Source organism: Brevibacillus jepli, from assembly GCF_047229145.1.
In the GTDB taxonomy this organism is placed as follows: Bacteria; Bacillota; Bacilli; order Brevibacillales; family Brevibacillaceae; genus Brevibacillus.
Map to the genome: position 1 here is coordinate 124773 of NZ_JBFEFW010000014.1, position 15826 is coordinate 140598.

The window sequence follows — 15826 nt, forward strand, 5'->3', positions numbered from 1 at the left end:
ACGTAATTTGTTTGAAGAATCTGTTTTTATAGTTGCCTACTCATGTTCAATCTGGTTACATAGAAATGGGACTATTTTGTAAAGGAAGTTGCACAAGAAAGGGTGAACATCAGATGAAATTATTTCTTTCGGTAGACATGGAAGGTATTTCTGGCATTGTTGACACGAGCTATATTAATCCGGATTCAGGCGTGAACTACCAGCGAGGGCGTCAATTTATGACGGACGATGCCAATGCAGTCATTGAAGCTGCACTCGAAGCGGGCGTAACAGAAATTATCGTAGCAGACAGCCACAACACGATGAACAACATTCTCTGGGAACAGCTCCATCCAAAAGCAAGACTGTTGGCAGGTTCTCCACGCGATTCATCCATGATGCAAGGTTTGGATGAGAGCTTTGATGCGGCGATGTTCATTGGCTATCATACCCGCCAAGGGATTCCGGGCGTGCTGAGCCATACGATGTCCGGCGTCCTCCACAATATGTATATCAACGGTCAAGTCGTGGGCGAATTCGGTTTTAACGCTGCGATTGCTGGCATGCACAACGTTCCTGTTGTCATGGTGTCGGGCGATAATCTCATTGCGATCGAAGCAGAGGAACTCATCCCAGGCATTCAGACTGCTATCGTGAAGGAAGCTGTATCCCGAACAGCGGCTATCTGTCTCTCGCGCGAAGAGGCTACCGCTGAACTAAAGCAAAAGACGGCGAGAGCCTTGCGCAACCGGAACAGCATCCAGCCATTCCGTACAGCCGTACCTGTAGAGCTGGCGATGGAATTCTCCCATGCCGGACAAGCCGAGATGGCCGCAATCGTCCCTGGTACTCGCTATGAGACAGCGACCAACACGGTTTATTACAACGCAGCCACTCCGCAAGACATGTATAAAACAATGCGTGCTATGCTGAACCTGGCTTCGGGTGCAGAGTTTTTCTAAAAAGGTACGGAGGGAACGGGAGACTGAAATCAGTTCTTCCGTTTCTCTTCATTTGGCATTTTTTTCATTGCTGAAAGCCACTGAGAAAGAAGTGCATTTCCAGTCCTAGCGCCTCTGGAGCCCATCTCAGCGTCGGAATAAATGGCGGGGAATTTCAGCTTTACATATGAACTACCTCCTCGAAACTTCTACGTTTAAAGCGCTCCCGCCATTTATTCCGACGCGGACAGTCTTGACCCCTTGGAGGGCGTAGGCCGAAGCGTAGACTGGAAATGCGCTTCTTTCCTCCACTACAGCTACTCCTAACCCAAATAAAAAAGCAGACCCATAACTGAGTCTGCTTGTCGTTTCAGCTCTTATACTTTCCGAACGTTCGTCGCTTGAGGACCGCGTTGACCGTTTTCTACGTCAAACTCAACCTCTTGCCCTTCGTCCAAGGATTTGTACCCTTCGCCCTGAATTGCGGAGAAGTGAACAAATACGTCATCTCCACCATCACGCTCGATAAAACCGAAACCTTTTTCACTGTTGAACCACTTTACTCTTCCACGTTCCATTTTTGCCTCCTAGCATGTAACCCTTACATGACATTGAAATATAGTCTTACCCCGGTTACTATTGCCATTTACGAGGCTTATTATACGTGATCTAGTTTTTTTTCTCCTATTTCGCAGCCTTTGTTGCTTCTTTTGCTTTGCTCTGGTCCACAATAAATTGTCCCTTCCAGTTGCCCGTAGTTTTGCCAATCCGGTTCACATCGATATTTAAGGTGAGTGGCTGTGGTAGCTCGAATCCACTCGCGACGAAGGCAAGTACGCCTTCTGGCTTATCATGATCCGCTATTCCCACCATTACTTCCTTACCGGACTCGTCTGTTAAGTAGAAAGGCAAATGATCCTCTTTGCTGGTCCCGATAAAGTTTAGGACACTCGTACCTTCCACACCTTTATCCTGGTACACCGGATTGCCATTTTGTTCGCCTACCACATCTAATCCTGTCGTATCGAACTCGAAAGGCACCAGTTCTCGGTTTTGTTGTTCAATGCGATAGTGCAGCAGAACTTTGGTTTCTTCCGCATACACTTCCGTAAAATGAATCGTAATCCCCTGATCGGTAATTTTTTGATCGATCGGAATGGACAACCCTTCTGCCGCTGCTCGCTTAACCCCTTCATCCACCAAACTGTTCAAGTCTTTTGGTTTGTCTGCAAAATACGAGGTTCCATTTAAAGCCGCATATACTCCAGTCGGCAGTATATTTCGCTTACAATATCATGCACATCTTCTCTATTCGTGACCATGGCTGCTACGGTACCGTAAATTTTTGTCCGCGTCATGCTGTAGATGACTTCAAAAGCTTCCTGATCCCCAGTAAGCAGACGGTCCAGCCATAGTTCTAACATTTGATCATTCATCGGAGGGCCCCCTGAAATTGTATACACCTTGTATTGGCTCTCTCGTTCAATATGGTTCACTACTTTTATGAAAAAAACCTCTCCAAACGCTTCTGGGTGCGTTTAGAGAGGTTTTATCGTATGAATCAATAGAATTTGGTCTGGAATTAAATGCGCACCACAGTGGCCTTGCTCACCAGGTCACGCGGGATGCGGTTCTTCGTGTCGAAGAGAATTGGAGCATCTGCCATCATTTCAGCGACATTCGCCCAATCTGCATCAGCAAATTCCTTCTGCACAGCAGTCAGGAACAACGCATCTGCCCCACTCACTGCTTTCTCCAAACTATCTGTCTTATGCTCATAGAAAGTCGGAACAGCTGGATCGTAGGAACGAACGTCTACTCCTTTTGCCAAGAGCAACTTGATCAGATCGTGAACAGGACTAACGCGGTCGTCATTGGAGAAGTCCTTCATGGCCATTCCCAATACGGCTACGCGGCTTCCTGCCAACATCTTGCCATTTTTCTTCAATGCTTCCTCTAGCATGCCAATCAACACTTCAGGGATTGCATCGTTCGTGTTGCGAGCCAGCTGCAGAATCGGCGTGTTTACTTCCAATTCACGCGCCTTAGGCTGCAAGTAGTACAGTGCATTCGGCAAGCAGAAGCCTCCCACACCCGGTCCTGGACTCAACAGGTTTACACGCGTATGCGTATTGGCAACCTTGATCAGCTCAAAGGTATCAATGCCGAATGCTTCGGAGAAACGGGCGAATTCCTGTACCATCGCAATATTCACATCACGCTGGATATTTTCGATTACTTTTGCAGTCTCGACTACTCGAATATCGGAGATCGTGATATCTGTCTCGCTGATGAAGGACAACAGCTCTTTTCCTTTTTCAGCGCTTTGTTCATTGATGCCCCCGAGAACGAGCGGCATATGGATGAACTCTTCGAAAGCCCGACCTTCAGCAATTCGTTCCGAGCAGTATGTCAGATAGAAATCGACACCCGCTTTAAGTCCGCTTGTTTCCTCCAAAATCGGCAGAATCACTTCTTCTGTCGTTCCTGGTACGACGGTACTGCGGATCATGATGGTATCGCCTTTTTTCAGTACTCGACCGAGCGATTGCGCACAGTTTTTCAGCGGTCCGAGATCAGGATCGCCGTTATGAACAGGCAATCCGGCTGTTACAATATAATTATGGACTTCCGCTGCCGCTTCCTCATACGAGGTAGTTGCACGGAATCGTTTTGCTTCAATCTGCTCTTTGAGGATCTCTGGCAAAGTTTTTCCCTGATAGGATTCCAGGTGATGGGAATGTGCCGCATTGATCTCATCGACGACATGCGGTAGAACGTCAATACCGATGACGTTTGCTCCTTTCATGGCATAGGTAAGCGCCAACGGCAAGCCTACAAACCCCAATCCCACAACAGCTACGCTTACAGGTTGAGTCATTGCGTATCTCCTCTTTCACATTCTCTAAGTAAGGTCCGGGTGACGAAGGAAGTCACACAGCCTACTTGCATATTTTTATGACAGGTAGTAAACACCTGCAGCGATAAAAACCACACACAATCCGATGAGGACCTTGTATAACGTTTCCAAGGCGTATCCTCCCTCATACTCACAATCTCGGCTTGTCCTCTTCTCTTCAATCGGACTTTGCCAAATCAAATTATACTCCCGTTTGAAATATCGTTCAACCGTCTAACGAGGCAGGGATGCCCCTATGATATACGAAAAGCCGATCGACAGGACCATCGCAATAAAACCAATGGCCCTGTTATCTTTGGCAATTTCCTGATCGACATTGAACGTAGGCGTCATGAATTCGAAAATGAAGTAAGCGGAAAGCAACAGGAAAAATCCGAATGTCCCCCAAATCAACGCCTCACCCAAGGACAAATGCGCCTGAATCGAGTAGCGGAAAATGTTCGCGATCCCGAATATTTTCCCGCCTGTTGCCATGGCTACCGCCATATTGCCGCGCTTCAGCTCATCCCAGACACGATAACGCGTCACAAGCTCAAAGATGGCTAAGAACAAAACCATCGCCAGTCCAGACACAGTAAAATAAGCTGCAGTTGCAAAATATGGATTGTGTAGAAGGCTTTCCATATGTCCCTCCCGACCTCTTATTTCAATTCGGCAATGGTAGCACCTACGCCGCCCTCTCCTTGACCACCCAAGCGGAAGGATTTTACATTACGATGGTTTCTCAAGTACTCATGCACGCCTTTGCGCAGTACCCCTGTCCCGTGTCCGTGAATAATGGAGACCGAGTGAAGACCCGCCAGCAGTGCATCATCCAAAAATTGATCGATTTCCCGTATGCTGTCCTCGACGTTGTAGCCGCGCAAATCGAGATCCATCTTGATATTGTCGCTACGACGCTTCACAGAGGTGTACGGAGCCGCTTGCGGTTTTTGCTGGATGGAGTTTTGTACGTGCATGTCATCGCGCTTCACTTTCATTTTCATGATCCCGATCTGCACGAGGAATTCTTCATTGTTTACCTTTTCCAGCACGGTTCCTTTTTGACCGAAGCTCGTCACCATAACCTCGTCGCCCACCTTGATCTGTGTGGCACGAACCGCTTTCGCAGGCTTCTTCACCTTTTCCTTCTCCAGCTCAAGTACGGCATTGCCCAAGCGCTTCTTCGCATCAATGAGACGATGCTCTTTGATTTCCATGCCCTCTGCCATCATCTCGCGCAGCTCGCGAATGATCGTCTCCGCTTCTTCTTTTGCCAGTTGGACAGCGATCCGCGCTTCGTCCTCCGCCCGTTCCATTCGTTTGTTTTTCTCTTCGGCAAACTGGGCGCGCTCTTCTTCGAGCTGTCTACGCAGCTCTTCCGCTTCCTGGCGTGCTGCTTTGGCTGCCATCCTGTCCGCTTCCGCCGACTTGCGGTTGCGCTCCAACGAAGCGATCATGCTCTCGACTTGATTGTCTTCCTCACTAATCGAGCCACGCGCAACGTCAATGATATGCTCCGGTAGTCCCAAACGTCTTGCAATTGCAAATGCATTGGAGCGACCTGGCACCCCGATGAGCAAACGATAGGTTGGACGCAGTGTCTGCACGTCGAATTCTACGCTGGCGTTGATGACTTCCGGTCGATCGTAGGCATACGCCTTCAATTCACTGTAGTGAGTGGTTGCGACGAGTCTTGCTCCGGAATCAATAACATGGTCGATGATCGACATGGCCAGAGCAGCACCCTCTGTCGGGTCTGTTCCTGCGCCCAGCTCATCAAACAGAACCAAGCTCTTGTCATCCATCTTCGCTAAAATTTGAATAATATTGGTCATGTGGCTAGAGAATGTAGACAGGCTCTGTTCGATGGATTGTTCATCCCCGATATCGGCAAAAACGGAGGAGAAGACGGTCATTTCACTCTCTTCCTCTGCCGGAATATGCAAGCCTGACATGGCCATCAGGGACAACAGCCCGATCGTTTTGAGGGAAACGGTTTTCCCTCCCGTATTCGGACCTGTCACGACGATCGCCTGATACTCTCCACCCAACTCCACATCGACAGGAACGACAACTTCTCGCGGAATGAGTGGGTGTCGCGCTTTTCGCATATTTACGTATCCACGATCATTTAATTGCGGGCAAATCGCTTTCATGCTCCAAGCTAGCTGAGCCTTGGCAAACATAAAGTCAAGCTCTGTTAGCGCTTCTGTGTTCTCGATCAAGGCCTCTACTGCAAAAGATACTTGCTCCGTCAACACATACAAAATGCGCTCAACCTCACGCTCCTCACGCAGGCGAAGCTCACGAAGCTTGTTGTTCATCGTTACGATGACTTCCGGTTCGATAAAGAGCGTCGCTCCAGAAGCCGATTGATCGTGGACAATACCGCCAAACACAGAACGATACTCTTGCTTCACCGGAATGACGAAGCGATCACCACGAATGGTTACGATGTTTTCCATCAGCATCTTTTGGTAAGTGGACGAGCGTGTCATTTGATCGAGCTTTTCGCGAATGCGCGCTTCGAGCTGTCTTATCTCCTGACGTACCTGACGCAATTCGAGGCTCGCACTATCCAAAATATCGCCATTTTCATCAATACAGCGGCGAATTTCTGTCTCCAGCTCGCGCAGGCCCTCAATTCGCTCAGCCTGGTGCTGCAATAGCGGCAGCTCGTGATCATTACACATATCCAGCAAAAACGTTTTGAGCTTGCGTCCAGCCATAACGGTACTGGCGATATCCAGCAATTCCATCGGAGCAAGCATGGCGTTCAATCTGGCACGCTGCACGGGACCGCGAATATCGCGAATTCCACCGAGCGGCACACTACCTTTTAAACGTAATACGGTTGCTGCTTGTGCAGTCCCTTGTTGAGCGGTTATGACTTCATCCAAATGTACAAAAGGAATCAGCTCTGCCGCTTTTTCTTTTCCATATGTGCAAGATGCCTTGTCAATCAACAGGGCGACCATTTTATCGTATTCTAACGTCTTTAAAACCCGTTGTTCCACTGTGCTCCTCCTTCTTTCTTCAGCTTACGACCGTTGTACCGTGCGGGCGGGAGCGACGGTCTATACCGGCAATCATTACGATCTCCCCATTATAGCATGGCTGCGGAGCTTAGAAAACTTGGGCTACGTTAAGCAACCAGGGTATCACTCGGTGAAGGATAATTTTACACGTTCGCGTTTGGCATAGTTCTACTCTTTGCGTGAGAGAATGAAAATGAAACAAACCTAAAGGAGGAGTACACTTGACGATTATGCGCCATATCGTCCGCTTTATCGTCGCTGCCGTAGTCCTGATGTTTGTCGGCTTTCTGGTCCCCGGCTTTTCGGTTAACAGTTTCTGGACAGCTCTGTTCGCGGCCGTGGTCATCGCACTAATCGGCTGGGCAGTAGAAGCCATTTTCGGAGATCGAATTTCGCCGTACAACCGTGGTATTATCGGCTTCTTGGTCAGTGCCGCCGTGATTTATCTCACTCAATTCCTTGTCGCTGGCTTCCGTGTAACCATTCTTGGAGCGCTTTTGGCTTCCCTGGTGATCGGGATCATCGACCTGTTCATCCCGATTAAAACGCATATGGATTTGCGCAATGGAGATGCAGGGAACAAGCAGGAGACATAAGGAAATAGTGGAAAAGAGCCATCCCTTCAAACGGGTGGCTCTTTTCATTTGTCCTTTATTTGTCCCACAAAACCGAAAAGAGAGGCATGCAGCCCCTCTTTTCCTCAATCTATCGGTTTAGCCTTTGCCTCATCCTGAATGATTTTCAGCAGTTCTTCGTACTCCTGACGCAAGCGGAAGTATTCATCCGCGATGTTGACTGCAGAAAGCACGGCAATTTTGGCAGTATCCAGTCGATGGTTGCCGTTTGCGATTTCGTTCATCTTGTCATCAACGAAACCGGCCACCATGCGTATGTGATTGACACTTGCCTTGCCACTGAGCCGGTATTGTTGGCCGAAGATGTCCACCGTCAAACGATTTTTCCCATCACCTTGCACGAGGGGTTCCTCCCTACTGCGACCTTTGCTCTACTTTATCCTTTTTTAGGTTACTGAAAATGTCAGATTTCGTCAAGCTATCTTACATGCGCAGTTCAGCGCCTGTGTTATTTTTCAATGCTTCAATCACAGCTGTGGTCACTTGTTGAATCTCTTCATCCTGCAAGGTACGCTCTGCGTGACGGAATACGAGGGCAAATGCCATGCTCTTCTTCTCTTGTGCAATGCGCTCACCTGTATATACATCGAACAGCGTCACTGACTCAAGCAATTCTCCTGCTGCTTCGCGAATGGTCGCTTCCAATGCACCAGCAGGAACACTACGATCCACAACGAGAGCTAGGTCACGCGTTACAGCTGGTGATTTCGGCAGTTGATTGTAATGTCCAACCTCGGCAGCTACTTCAATCAAGTCAGCTACATCGAATTGGAATACGTACGTTTCGGACAGATCGTACGCTTTTTCCGTACCCGGGTGAACTTGCCCCAGATAGCCCAAACGTTTTTCCCCTACCCATACTTCTGCTGTACGACCTGGGTGCATGCCTGCGATATCCTGTACTGCTTTGTAATCGACTGCTTGGATACCCAAACGAGCGAAGAGTGATTCCACAATCCCTTTTGCTTGGTAGAAATCAACAGGCTGCTTAGCACCCATCCAGTTTTGTGTGAGCAGCTGTCCTGTCAAGGCACCCGCTACATACAGGCGTTCTTCCGGGAGCTGCGTGAGTGTTTCTTCTTTCGTCAAGAAGACACGGCCCAATTCAAAAATCGCGACATCGTGGTTTTGACGGTTTTTATTGTAAGCGACTGTTTCCAAGAGGCTTGGGATCAAGCTCGTGCGCAGAACGCTATGGTCTTCACTCATCGGCATCAAGAGCGCTACCGGATTTACTTTTTCCTGATGCAGACCTGCTACCGCTTCTACGCGATCTGGGTGAACCAGCGCATAGGAGATCGCTTCATTCATGCCAGTACCGATCAGATGATGACGGATCGTACGGCGCAATTGCTGTTCTTTTGTCAGCTGTCCTTGTGTGGTCGAACCCGAAGGCAAGCTGGTCGGAATGTTGTCGTAGCCGTATAGACGAGCTACTTCTTCCACCAAATCCTCTGGAATCGTAATGTCTCCACGTCTCGTTGGTACCGTAACTGTCCATTTTTCACCCGCTACTTCATACGGGAATTGTAGACGCGTAAAAATCGGGGACACATCAGAAGCCGACATGTCGGTTCCCAAATGCTGATTGATTTTCGCAAGGGTAACGGAAACGACAGCAGGCGCAGCTTGGCTAACAACGGCAGAGCTGATTCCTTTGGATACTGTTGCACCAGACAATTGCTGAATCAAGGCAGCAGCACGCTCTCCTGCCTCCTGCACGCGCGCTTGGTCAACACCTTTTTCCCAACGTACGCAGCCTTCTGTACGCATACCGAGCATACCAGCTGTACGGCGAACCGTTTTTGGCGTGAACCAAGCTGCTTCGAGAATGATTTCGCTCGTCTCGCCTGTAATTTCAGAGTTGGCTCCGCCCATTACGCCAGCAATCGCCAAGCCTTTTGTCTCGTCAGCAATCAACAAGGTTTGTTCATCCAGTGTGCGCTCTTGATCGTCAAGCGTTACGAGCTTTTCGCCCTCGTTTGCCAATCGAACAACAATGGAGCGATCCGTTACTTGCGTCGCATCAAAAGCGTGCAGTGGCTGACCGTATTCGAGCAGAACGTAGTTCGTCACGTCTACCACGTTGTTGATTGGACGGATTCCCGCTGCCATCAGGCGATTTTTCATCCATTGTGGAGAAGTCGCGATCTTGGCATTGGTGAAGTGACGTCCATGGTACTGATAGCTTTCATTCGTAGCTTCGATCTTGACCTGAATCGGGTTGTCGCTGCCGTTTTCATTCAGCTCGATTTGAGGGAATACCACTTCTTTGCCCAAAATAGCGGCAACCTCGTAAGCAACTCCCAGCATGCTCAAGCAATCAGAGCGATTTGGCGTCAATCCCAATTCCAGCACGTAGTCATCCAAGCCGAGGTACGAAATGGCATCCATTCCGATTTCCGCATCCGCAGGCAGGACCATAATGCCTTCTTGCTGATCCTTTGCCAAGAGCTTGTCGTTTAGGCCCAGCTCTTTTGCTGAGCAGATCATTCCTTGGGATTCTACACCGCGCAGCTTGGAGCGCTTGATGTTCAGCCCACCTGGGAGCTTCGCACCGATCAGGGCAACGAGAACCTTTTGTCCCTTATCTACGTTTGCTGCACCACAAACGATTTGCAGGTCTTCGCCTTGTCCCGCATCAACCACACATACATTGAGACGGTCTGCATCCGGATGCTTGCTGCGTTCTTTTACATAACCGATCACAACACCGGATACACCTGCGTTGCGTGATTCAACTGCGTCTACCTCAATCCCGCTGCGAGTCAGCTTCTCAGCCAGCTCCTGGGGCGTCGTTCCACTCAGATCGACGTATTCAGATAACCATTGGTACGATACCTTCATCTTTGCCTCTCCTCTCTAGCCTCGGTTGAACTGACGCAGGAAACGAACGTCGTTGGTATAAAAATGGCGGATGTCCTCCACCGCATATTTGAGCATCGCAATCCGTTCTACACCCATTCCGAATGCAAAACCGCTTACTTCCTCCGGGTTGTAGCCGGCCATTTCCAGTACGCGCGGGTGAACCATACCAGCACCCAAAATCTCGATCCAGCCTGTTTGCTTACATACGCGGCAACCTTGACCACCGCAGTTGAAGCATTGCAGGTCTACCTCTACGGACGGCTCCGTGAACGGAAAGAAGCTTGGGCGCAGACGAATTTGCTGGTTTTCCCCGAACATTTGACGGGCAAACGTTAGGAGGGTACCTTTCAAGTCACTCATGCCGATCTTTTTATCGATCACGAGACCCTCGATCTGCGTGAACTGGTGGGAGTGAGTCGCGTCGTCATCATCACGGCGGTACACTTTACCCGGACAGATCATTTTCAGTGGCGTCTTGCCTTCTTTTTTCAGCATCGTGCGTGCTTGTACCGGAGATGTTTGCGTACGCAAGAGCAGCTCTTCTGTGACGTAGAACGTATCTTGCATGTCACGCGCCGGGTGATCTTTTGGCAGGTTGAGCATTTCGAAGTTGAAGTGATCCATTTCTACCTCAGGACCTTCCGCTACCTCAAAGCCCAGACCGATGAAAATGTCTTCGATCTCTTCGATGATACGAGAGAGCGGATGCATCGTGCCAGCTGGTACTGGACGGCCTGGCAGCGTTACATCGATGGTTTGAGAAGACAGCTTGGCATTCAGTGCCGCTGCTTCAAATGCTTGTTGCTTGCCGGAGAAAGCCGCCTCCAGTGCTTCCCTTACTTCATTTACCAGCTGACCGACAACGGGACGCTCTTCTGGTGACAGGCTGCCCATTCCGCGCAGCAGTTCTGTCAACTCGCCTTTTTTCCCCAGGTATTTGACGCGCAAATCCTGTAGTTGTGCGGCTTCTGTCACTTGGCTGATTTGGCCCAGTGCGGACTCTTTCATTTCTTGCAACCGAGTTTGCACTTCGAATCGCTCCTTTTTTCATTAGGTAAAAAGAAAAACCCGCCCCAGAAAAGGGACGAGTTACTTTTTTCTCGCGGTACCACCCTTGTTAGACAAGTCGCTTCCACCCTGTGACAGTTCCATGACAATATCACTAGTGGGAAGAGACATTTGTCTCACTTCAGATCATTGGTAACGGGTATGACCCGGCTGCTCCTACTGCGCCAAAAGCGGTTCAGAGTGCGGCTTTGGAGTGAATTCAGCAGCTATCGTGTTAAAGATGCTCGCAGTCTGTGACATCTTCTCCCTGAAAAACAGATAGGTCCTGCGTACTAGTCTCCGTCATCGCTTTACGTTATAATTATGACGTAGGAAAATTATAGCGCAACAAGAGAGAACTTTCAATTCTACAAATGTTACATATCCGAAGAGTGTTTCCAAGTGTATGTTACCAGTTCGAAAGGGGATTTTGACATGATTGATAATGTTTCCGCCCTTTACGATAAGACAAGCAACTGCCGCCATTGCCAAGCGACCTTTTCGACCAAAAGGATCAGAAGCGGCACGTTGACGATGCTCCATCGCGACAGTGACTTTTATACCACCTTTAAAGAGCAATCCTTAAATCCCATTATATATACTGTGAATGTCTGCCCTGAATGCGGCTTTGCCTTTACAGATCAATTCCGGGACAAGCTCGCACCATGGCAAAAGCAAATCGTGGATGAGCAAATCTCTTCGAAATGGAAGCCAAAAGATTTTGGCAAGGTACGCCAGGTACCAGAAGCCATTGTCAGCTACAAGCTGGCGATTTACGCAGCTGAATTGACTGACCAGCCTCATTCTGTAAAAGCAGGTCTGTACTTGCGCCTCGCATGGCTGTATCGATTCCAGAAAAATGTCGCAGAAGAATTGCGCTTTATCGATATGGCTGTGGAAGAATATGAGCAATCGTATATTCATTCCGATTATACACGCGGCGACAAGGAAATGACCGAAGTCCGTTTGCTATACTTGATTGGTGAGCTCTACCGCAGACTCGAAAAGTTTGATTTAGCCATCAAGTATTTCGGCAAGGCACTCGCCTTTCGCAACCACACCATTGAGAGCGGCATTATTCGCATGGCGCAGGATCAATGGCAGCTCGCGCGCGAAGAGTACAAAGAGAAAAAAAGTGAGCAAAAGATCGGCTAAGCGTGCCGATCTTTTCTTTTGCGCTGTGCTTCATATACAAATATACCTGCCGCTACTGCCGCATTCAGTGACTCTGCACCGCCGTAAAGCGGGATGTGAACGAATTGATCGGCCGTGGCAAACATCTCTTTAGAGACGCCTCTACCTTCGTTTCCGATAACCATCGCTGTGAGACCGGAATAGTCAGCCTCGTCATAGGAAACACTGTTTTGTTCCAAGGAAGAGATCAAGACTCGACCTCCCTTTGTCTTCCACTCATTGGCCGTTTCAGCCAACGATTGGGTGAAGACCGGGATGCGGAAGAGTGCCCCCATTGTGGCTCGTACTACTTTTCCATTGTAAATATCGACACTGCCACGACCGAGCACGACACCATCCACTCCTGCCGCTTCTGCTGTACGCAAAATCGTGCCGAGGTTGCCCGGGTCCTGTATTTCGTCTAAAAATAGAAGAAGCAAATTGTTTTGCTCCGCTAGCTTCTTATCTACCCATTGTGCCCAATCGGCTGTCGTTTTTTTCACTTCGGCTACAATTCCTTGCGGCGACTTTGTTTCGGATAGCTTCGCGAGTACGGTATCTGTAGCAGCAATTACCTGAACAGCTTGTGGATGACTAGACAAAGCGCGCTGACAAGCCGGATCCATATCGCGCTGTTGGTCGTAGATGACTGTGACCACTTCTGCCCCGCTTTTTAACGCCTCCTCTACAAGATGCGCCCCTTCTACGAGAAAACGATTTTGCTCTTCTCGCCCTTTTCGTGTCAGCAACTGGTGCAATCGCTTCACCAGAGGGTTTTGTACCGAAGTAATGATTTCATGTGTCATAAACTTATGCCCGCTCCTCAAATGCACTCAAGTCTTTGTTGTTGCCAATCACCACTAGCACGTCGCCGTACTGGATGACTTCATCCGGACTAGGAGCGATGTTGAATTTATCCCCGCTTTTGATCGCGATGACGTTGACCTCGTATTTTTTACGAATATCCAGCTGTCTCAAGTTTTGGCCGACCAGCTTGGACGAAACGACTACCTCCGCCACGCTATAGTCCTCTGCCAGTTCAATAAAGTCGAGCACGTTGGAGGAGATCAGATTGTGAGCGACACGCACTCCCATGTCACGCTCAGGGAATACCACGCGGTCCGCTCCCACCTTGTACAATACTTGCCCATGACGCTCATTCTGTGCTTTTGCCACGATCTTTTTGACGCCCAAGTCCTTTAAGGTCAAGACAGTCAGGATACTCGCCTGAATATCGACCCCGATAGCTACGACGACCACGTCAAAATTGCGAATGCCGATTTCCTTCAACGCCCGTTCATCCGTAGAGTCGGCTGCTACAGCATGTGTCACGTACTGGATGTTTTCGTTAATACGCTCCTCGTTCTCATCTATTCCCATGACTTCATAATCCATCTCGTACAGCGTTCTCGCCACGCTAGAACCAAAACGTCCCATACCGATAATGGCAAATTGCTTGGACATGTTAATCTTCTCCTTTACGTCCGTGTTCAAAAAGTTGTCTTTTCAGCACCGAGAAAGTGGCGAGAACCTGAAGAAGGAGGAGCGGAATGTAGGGAACTACATGAGCACCGGACTTTGAAGGTGAGCGCCTCTTTCGATGTCGAATCAGCTTTCAGTACGACCACGTGATCAAAAGACGACTTTTTGAACAACCTCTTTACGGAACTTACCAATAACATGCATTATAGCACAACCAAAACATGCCCTACAAAACGGTCATGTCCGTTTTTTACGCAAGTATGGTATGCACGAATCAGTGTTTACAAATACTATTTCTTGAATTCATTCTCACAAGAGAGGTGCGAGCACGGTCATGAACATTGCCTCACTCAATTTACGACAAGCGATTATGTACAAAATGCAAGGCTCAGACCCAAACGCTGTCGAAGAAACCATCAGCGATGCGATTTCAAGCGGTCAGGAGAAGACACTCCCAGGCCTGGGTGTTTTGTTTGAAGTACTGTGGCAAAACAGCGATGCCTCCTCACGTCAGACGATGATCAATACCATCGCGGAGCACTTGCCTGAGCAAGCAGATAAACCGATCTAACCACATCGTTTAGAACAAACTGTGAGAAAAACACCATTCACTAAGGGAGGGGCTCTATGTCCCTCCCTTGTTCGTTGTTCCCTTTTTGCCCTTTGTTGAGTCTATTGCGCATGAATTGGGTGATTGCCAGCAAGATCGGAACGATGATGGTTACCAAAAATCCCATGGTTGTCAGATACTTTAGAAAGGTAAACAATTCCACGATATTTTGCGGTACTAATGTGAAGTAAAAAAGTGGCACCATCATTACGATCACGCTGATTCTCTGAAAACGAATATCTTTGCGAAGCCAGCGCCGCAGTGAAAAAATCGTCGCATAAAACATATTCCCGATCGTTGTAAACACTGAAGCTACCCAGATCGCGAGAAAAGCTGACTCAAAACGCTCCAAAAACCATCCTGTTCGCTGTGTAACTTTGACCAGTTCAAGGGAAGGCCAGACCAGCCTTTGCAATTCTTCATAGCCAAATACAGTTATGCCTGCGACGACTGTAGTCGTATATACGACAAGAGCAAAGCTAATGCCTGTCATGCTTGCCACCCCAAGTCTTGCACCCGGTATGGAAAAGGCAAAATAAACCATCAACAGCTCATACCCGGTGTAAAGCGTATACGTTTCCATACCTGTTTTGAATAAATTCGGCCATGACTCAATATGAAACGGCATTAAATTGTACCATTCTGCGTTCATGAAAGAGACAAGTGGAATCAAAAGAGACGGTAACAGCAGAAAAGGTATCAAGAGCTCATTAACCCTTGCTACAACTTCAATCTCATGACAACAAAGAAACACGACCAACAATAGCAGCGTGACAAGAATGGTCTCTAGCGGGGTATTCGGTAATACTGAGGTCACGACGACTTCCCCAAACATTCTAGCTGTTATTCCTGCATTGAAAAACTGATAGAGAATGAAAAGAAATACACAGAGGCCACCTAATGCAACACCAAATATCCGCGGCATAAATTCTACTAAGGTAAGACCAGGAAACTGGTAACCTAAATAGACAATGGCCGCCACTGCCACAGATGCTATCATGGCCCCTACACTGGGTCCCAACCACCCCATTTGATGAAGAATCATAGTTGACGTTCGCGGAATGGTGAGTATCCCCACCCCAATCATCGAACTAATCATAATGCTTGTCAGTTGCCAGGTACCAAAATTTCGTTGCTGATTCTCCACAGTG

Annotated in this window: 16 protein-coding genes; 4 read left to right on the top strand and 12 right to left on the bottom strand. The window is 48.6% G+C overall.

Features of this window, described 5'->3' with window-relative positions:
• Positions 1–113 precede the first annotated feature (113 nt).
• Positions 114–941: a M55 family metallopeptidase gene (locus AB1L17_RS16935; protein WP_412845748.1), complete on the top strand. Its 828-nt coding sequence runs from the start codon at positions 114–116 to the stop codon at positions 939–941.
• 356 nt (positions 942–1297) lie between these two features.
• Here AB1L17_RS16935 and AB1L17_RS16940 read toward each other — a convergent pair whose 3' ends face one another.
• The 6 genes from AB1L17_RS16940 to AB1L17_RS16965 form a co-directional block, all read right to left on the bottom strand.
• Complete coding sequence (locus AB1L17_RS16940; protein ID WP_087345359.1) at positions 1298–1498, bottom strand: cold-shock protein; 201 nt, start codon at positions 1496–1498, stop codon at positions 1298–1300.
• A gap of 106 nt (positions 1499–1604) precedes the next feature.
• Positions 1605–2132 carry a DUF4179 domain-containing protein gene (locus AB1L17_RS16945; protein ID WP_412845747.1) on the bottom strand — a complete coding sequence of 176 codons (528 nt, stop codon included), beginning with the start codon at positions 2130–2132 and terminating at the stop codon, positions 1605–1607.
• 35 nt (positions 2133–2167) lie between these two features.
• Entirely contained in the window at positions 2168–2356 is a 189-nt protein-coding gene (locus AB1L17_RS16950) for a hypothetical protein (RefSeq protein WP_412845746.1), read from the bottom strand.
• A gap of 146 nt (positions 2357–2502) precedes the next feature.
• Positions 2503–3801 carry a nucleotide sugar dehydrogenase gene (locus tag AB1L17_RS16955; RefSeq protein ID WP_412845745.1) on the bottom strand — a complete coding sequence of 433 codons (1299 nt, stop codon included), beginning with the start codon at positions 3799–3801 and terminating at the stop codon, positions 2503–2505.
• A 252-nt stretch (positions 3802–4053) separates the two neighbouring features.
• Entirely contained in the window at positions 4054–4464 is a 411-nt protein-coding gene (locus AB1L17_RS16960; protein ID WP_106841582.1) for a DUF350 domain-containing protein, read from the bottom strand.
• A gap of 17 nt (positions 4465–4481) precedes the next feature.
• A complete protein-coding gene (locus AB1L17_RS16965) occupies positions 4482–6839 on the bottom strand; it encodes an endonuclease MutS2 (protein WP_412845744.1) in 2358 nt (785 codons plus the stop codon).
• A gap of 242 nt (positions 6840–7081) precedes the next feature.
• On the opposite strand from AB1L17_RS16965, the gene AB1L17_RS16970 reads away from it, so the two are divergent.
• On the top strand, positions 7082–7456 hold the full coding sequence (locus tag AB1L17_RS16970; RefSeq protein ID WP_412845743.1) for a phage holin family protein: 375 nt from the start codon (positions 7082–7084) through the stop codon (positions 7454–7456).
• Positions 7457–7560: 104 nt separating this feature from the next.
• On the opposite strand, the gene zapA is transcribed toward AB1L17_RS16970, so the two are convergent.
• From zapA to pheS, 3 genes are all read right to left on the bottom strand, one after another.
• A complete protein-coding gene (gene zapA, locus AB1L17_RS16975) occupies positions 7561–7836 on the bottom strand; it encodes a cell division protein ZapA (protein WP_412845742.1) in 276 nt (91 codons plus the stop codon).
• A gap of 82 nt (positions 7837–7918) precedes the next feature.
• Positions 7919–10342: a phenylalanine--tRNA ligase subunit beta gene (gene pheT / locus AB1L17_RS16980; RefSeq protein WP_412845741.1), complete on the bottom strand. Its 2424-nt coding sequence runs from the start codon at positions 10340–10342 to the stop codon at positions 7919–7921.
• 15 nt (positions 10343–10357) lie between these two features.
• Positions 10358–11392: a phenylalanine--tRNA ligase subunit alpha gene (gene pheS, locus AB1L17_RS16985; protein ID WP_412845740.1), complete on the bottom strand. Its 1035-nt coding sequence runs from the start codon at positions 11390–11392 to the stop codon at positions 10358–10360.
• Between the two features lie 453 nt (positions 11393–11845).
• On the opposite strand from pheS, the gene AB1L17_RS16990 reads away from it, so the two are divergent.
• Positions 11846–12565: a DUF2225 domain-containing protein gene (locus AB1L17_RS16990; protein ID WP_412845738.1), complete on the top strand. Its 720-nt coding sequence runs from the start codon at positions 11846–11848 to the stop codon at positions 12563–12565.
• On the opposite strand, the gene AB1L17_RS16995 is transcribed toward AB1L17_RS16990, so the two are convergent.
• Both AB1L17_RS16995 and AB1L17_RS17000 read right to left on the bottom strand, forming a co-directional pair.
• A complete protein-coding gene (locus AB1L17_RS16995; protein WP_412845737.1) occupies positions 12562–13389 on the bottom strand; it encodes a TrmH family RNA methyltransferase in 828 nt (275 codons plus the stop codon). The two genes, AB1L17_RS16990 and AB1L17_RS16995, sit on opposite strands and share 4 nt — an antisense overlap.
• A gap of 4 nt (positions 13390–13393) precedes the next feature.
• Entirely contained in the window at positions 13394–14047 is a 654-nt protein-coding gene (locus AB1L17_RS17000; RefSeq protein WP_412845736.1) for a potassium channel family protein, read from the bottom strand.
• A 352-nt stretch (positions 14048–14399) separates the two neighbouring features.
• Between AB1L17_RS17000 and sspI the strand changes: the two genes are divergently transcribed.
• Positions 14400–14636 (top strand): small acid-soluble spore protein SspI, encoded by a 237-nt coding sequence (gene sspI, locus AB1L17_RS17005; RefSeq protein WP_412845735.1) that lies wholly within the window; start codon positions 14400–14402, stop codon positions 14634–14636.
• A 40-nt stretch (positions 14637–14676) separates the two neighbouring features.
• Here sspI and AB1L17_RS17010 read toward each other — a convergent pair whose 3' ends face one another.
• Positions 14677–15822: a GerAB/ArcD/ProY family transporter gene (locus AB1L17_RS17010; RefSeq protein WP_412845734.1), complete on the bottom strand. Its 1146-nt coding sequence runs from the start codon at positions 15820–15822 to the stop codon at positions 14677–14679.
• Positions 15823–15826 lie beyond the last annotated feature (4 nt).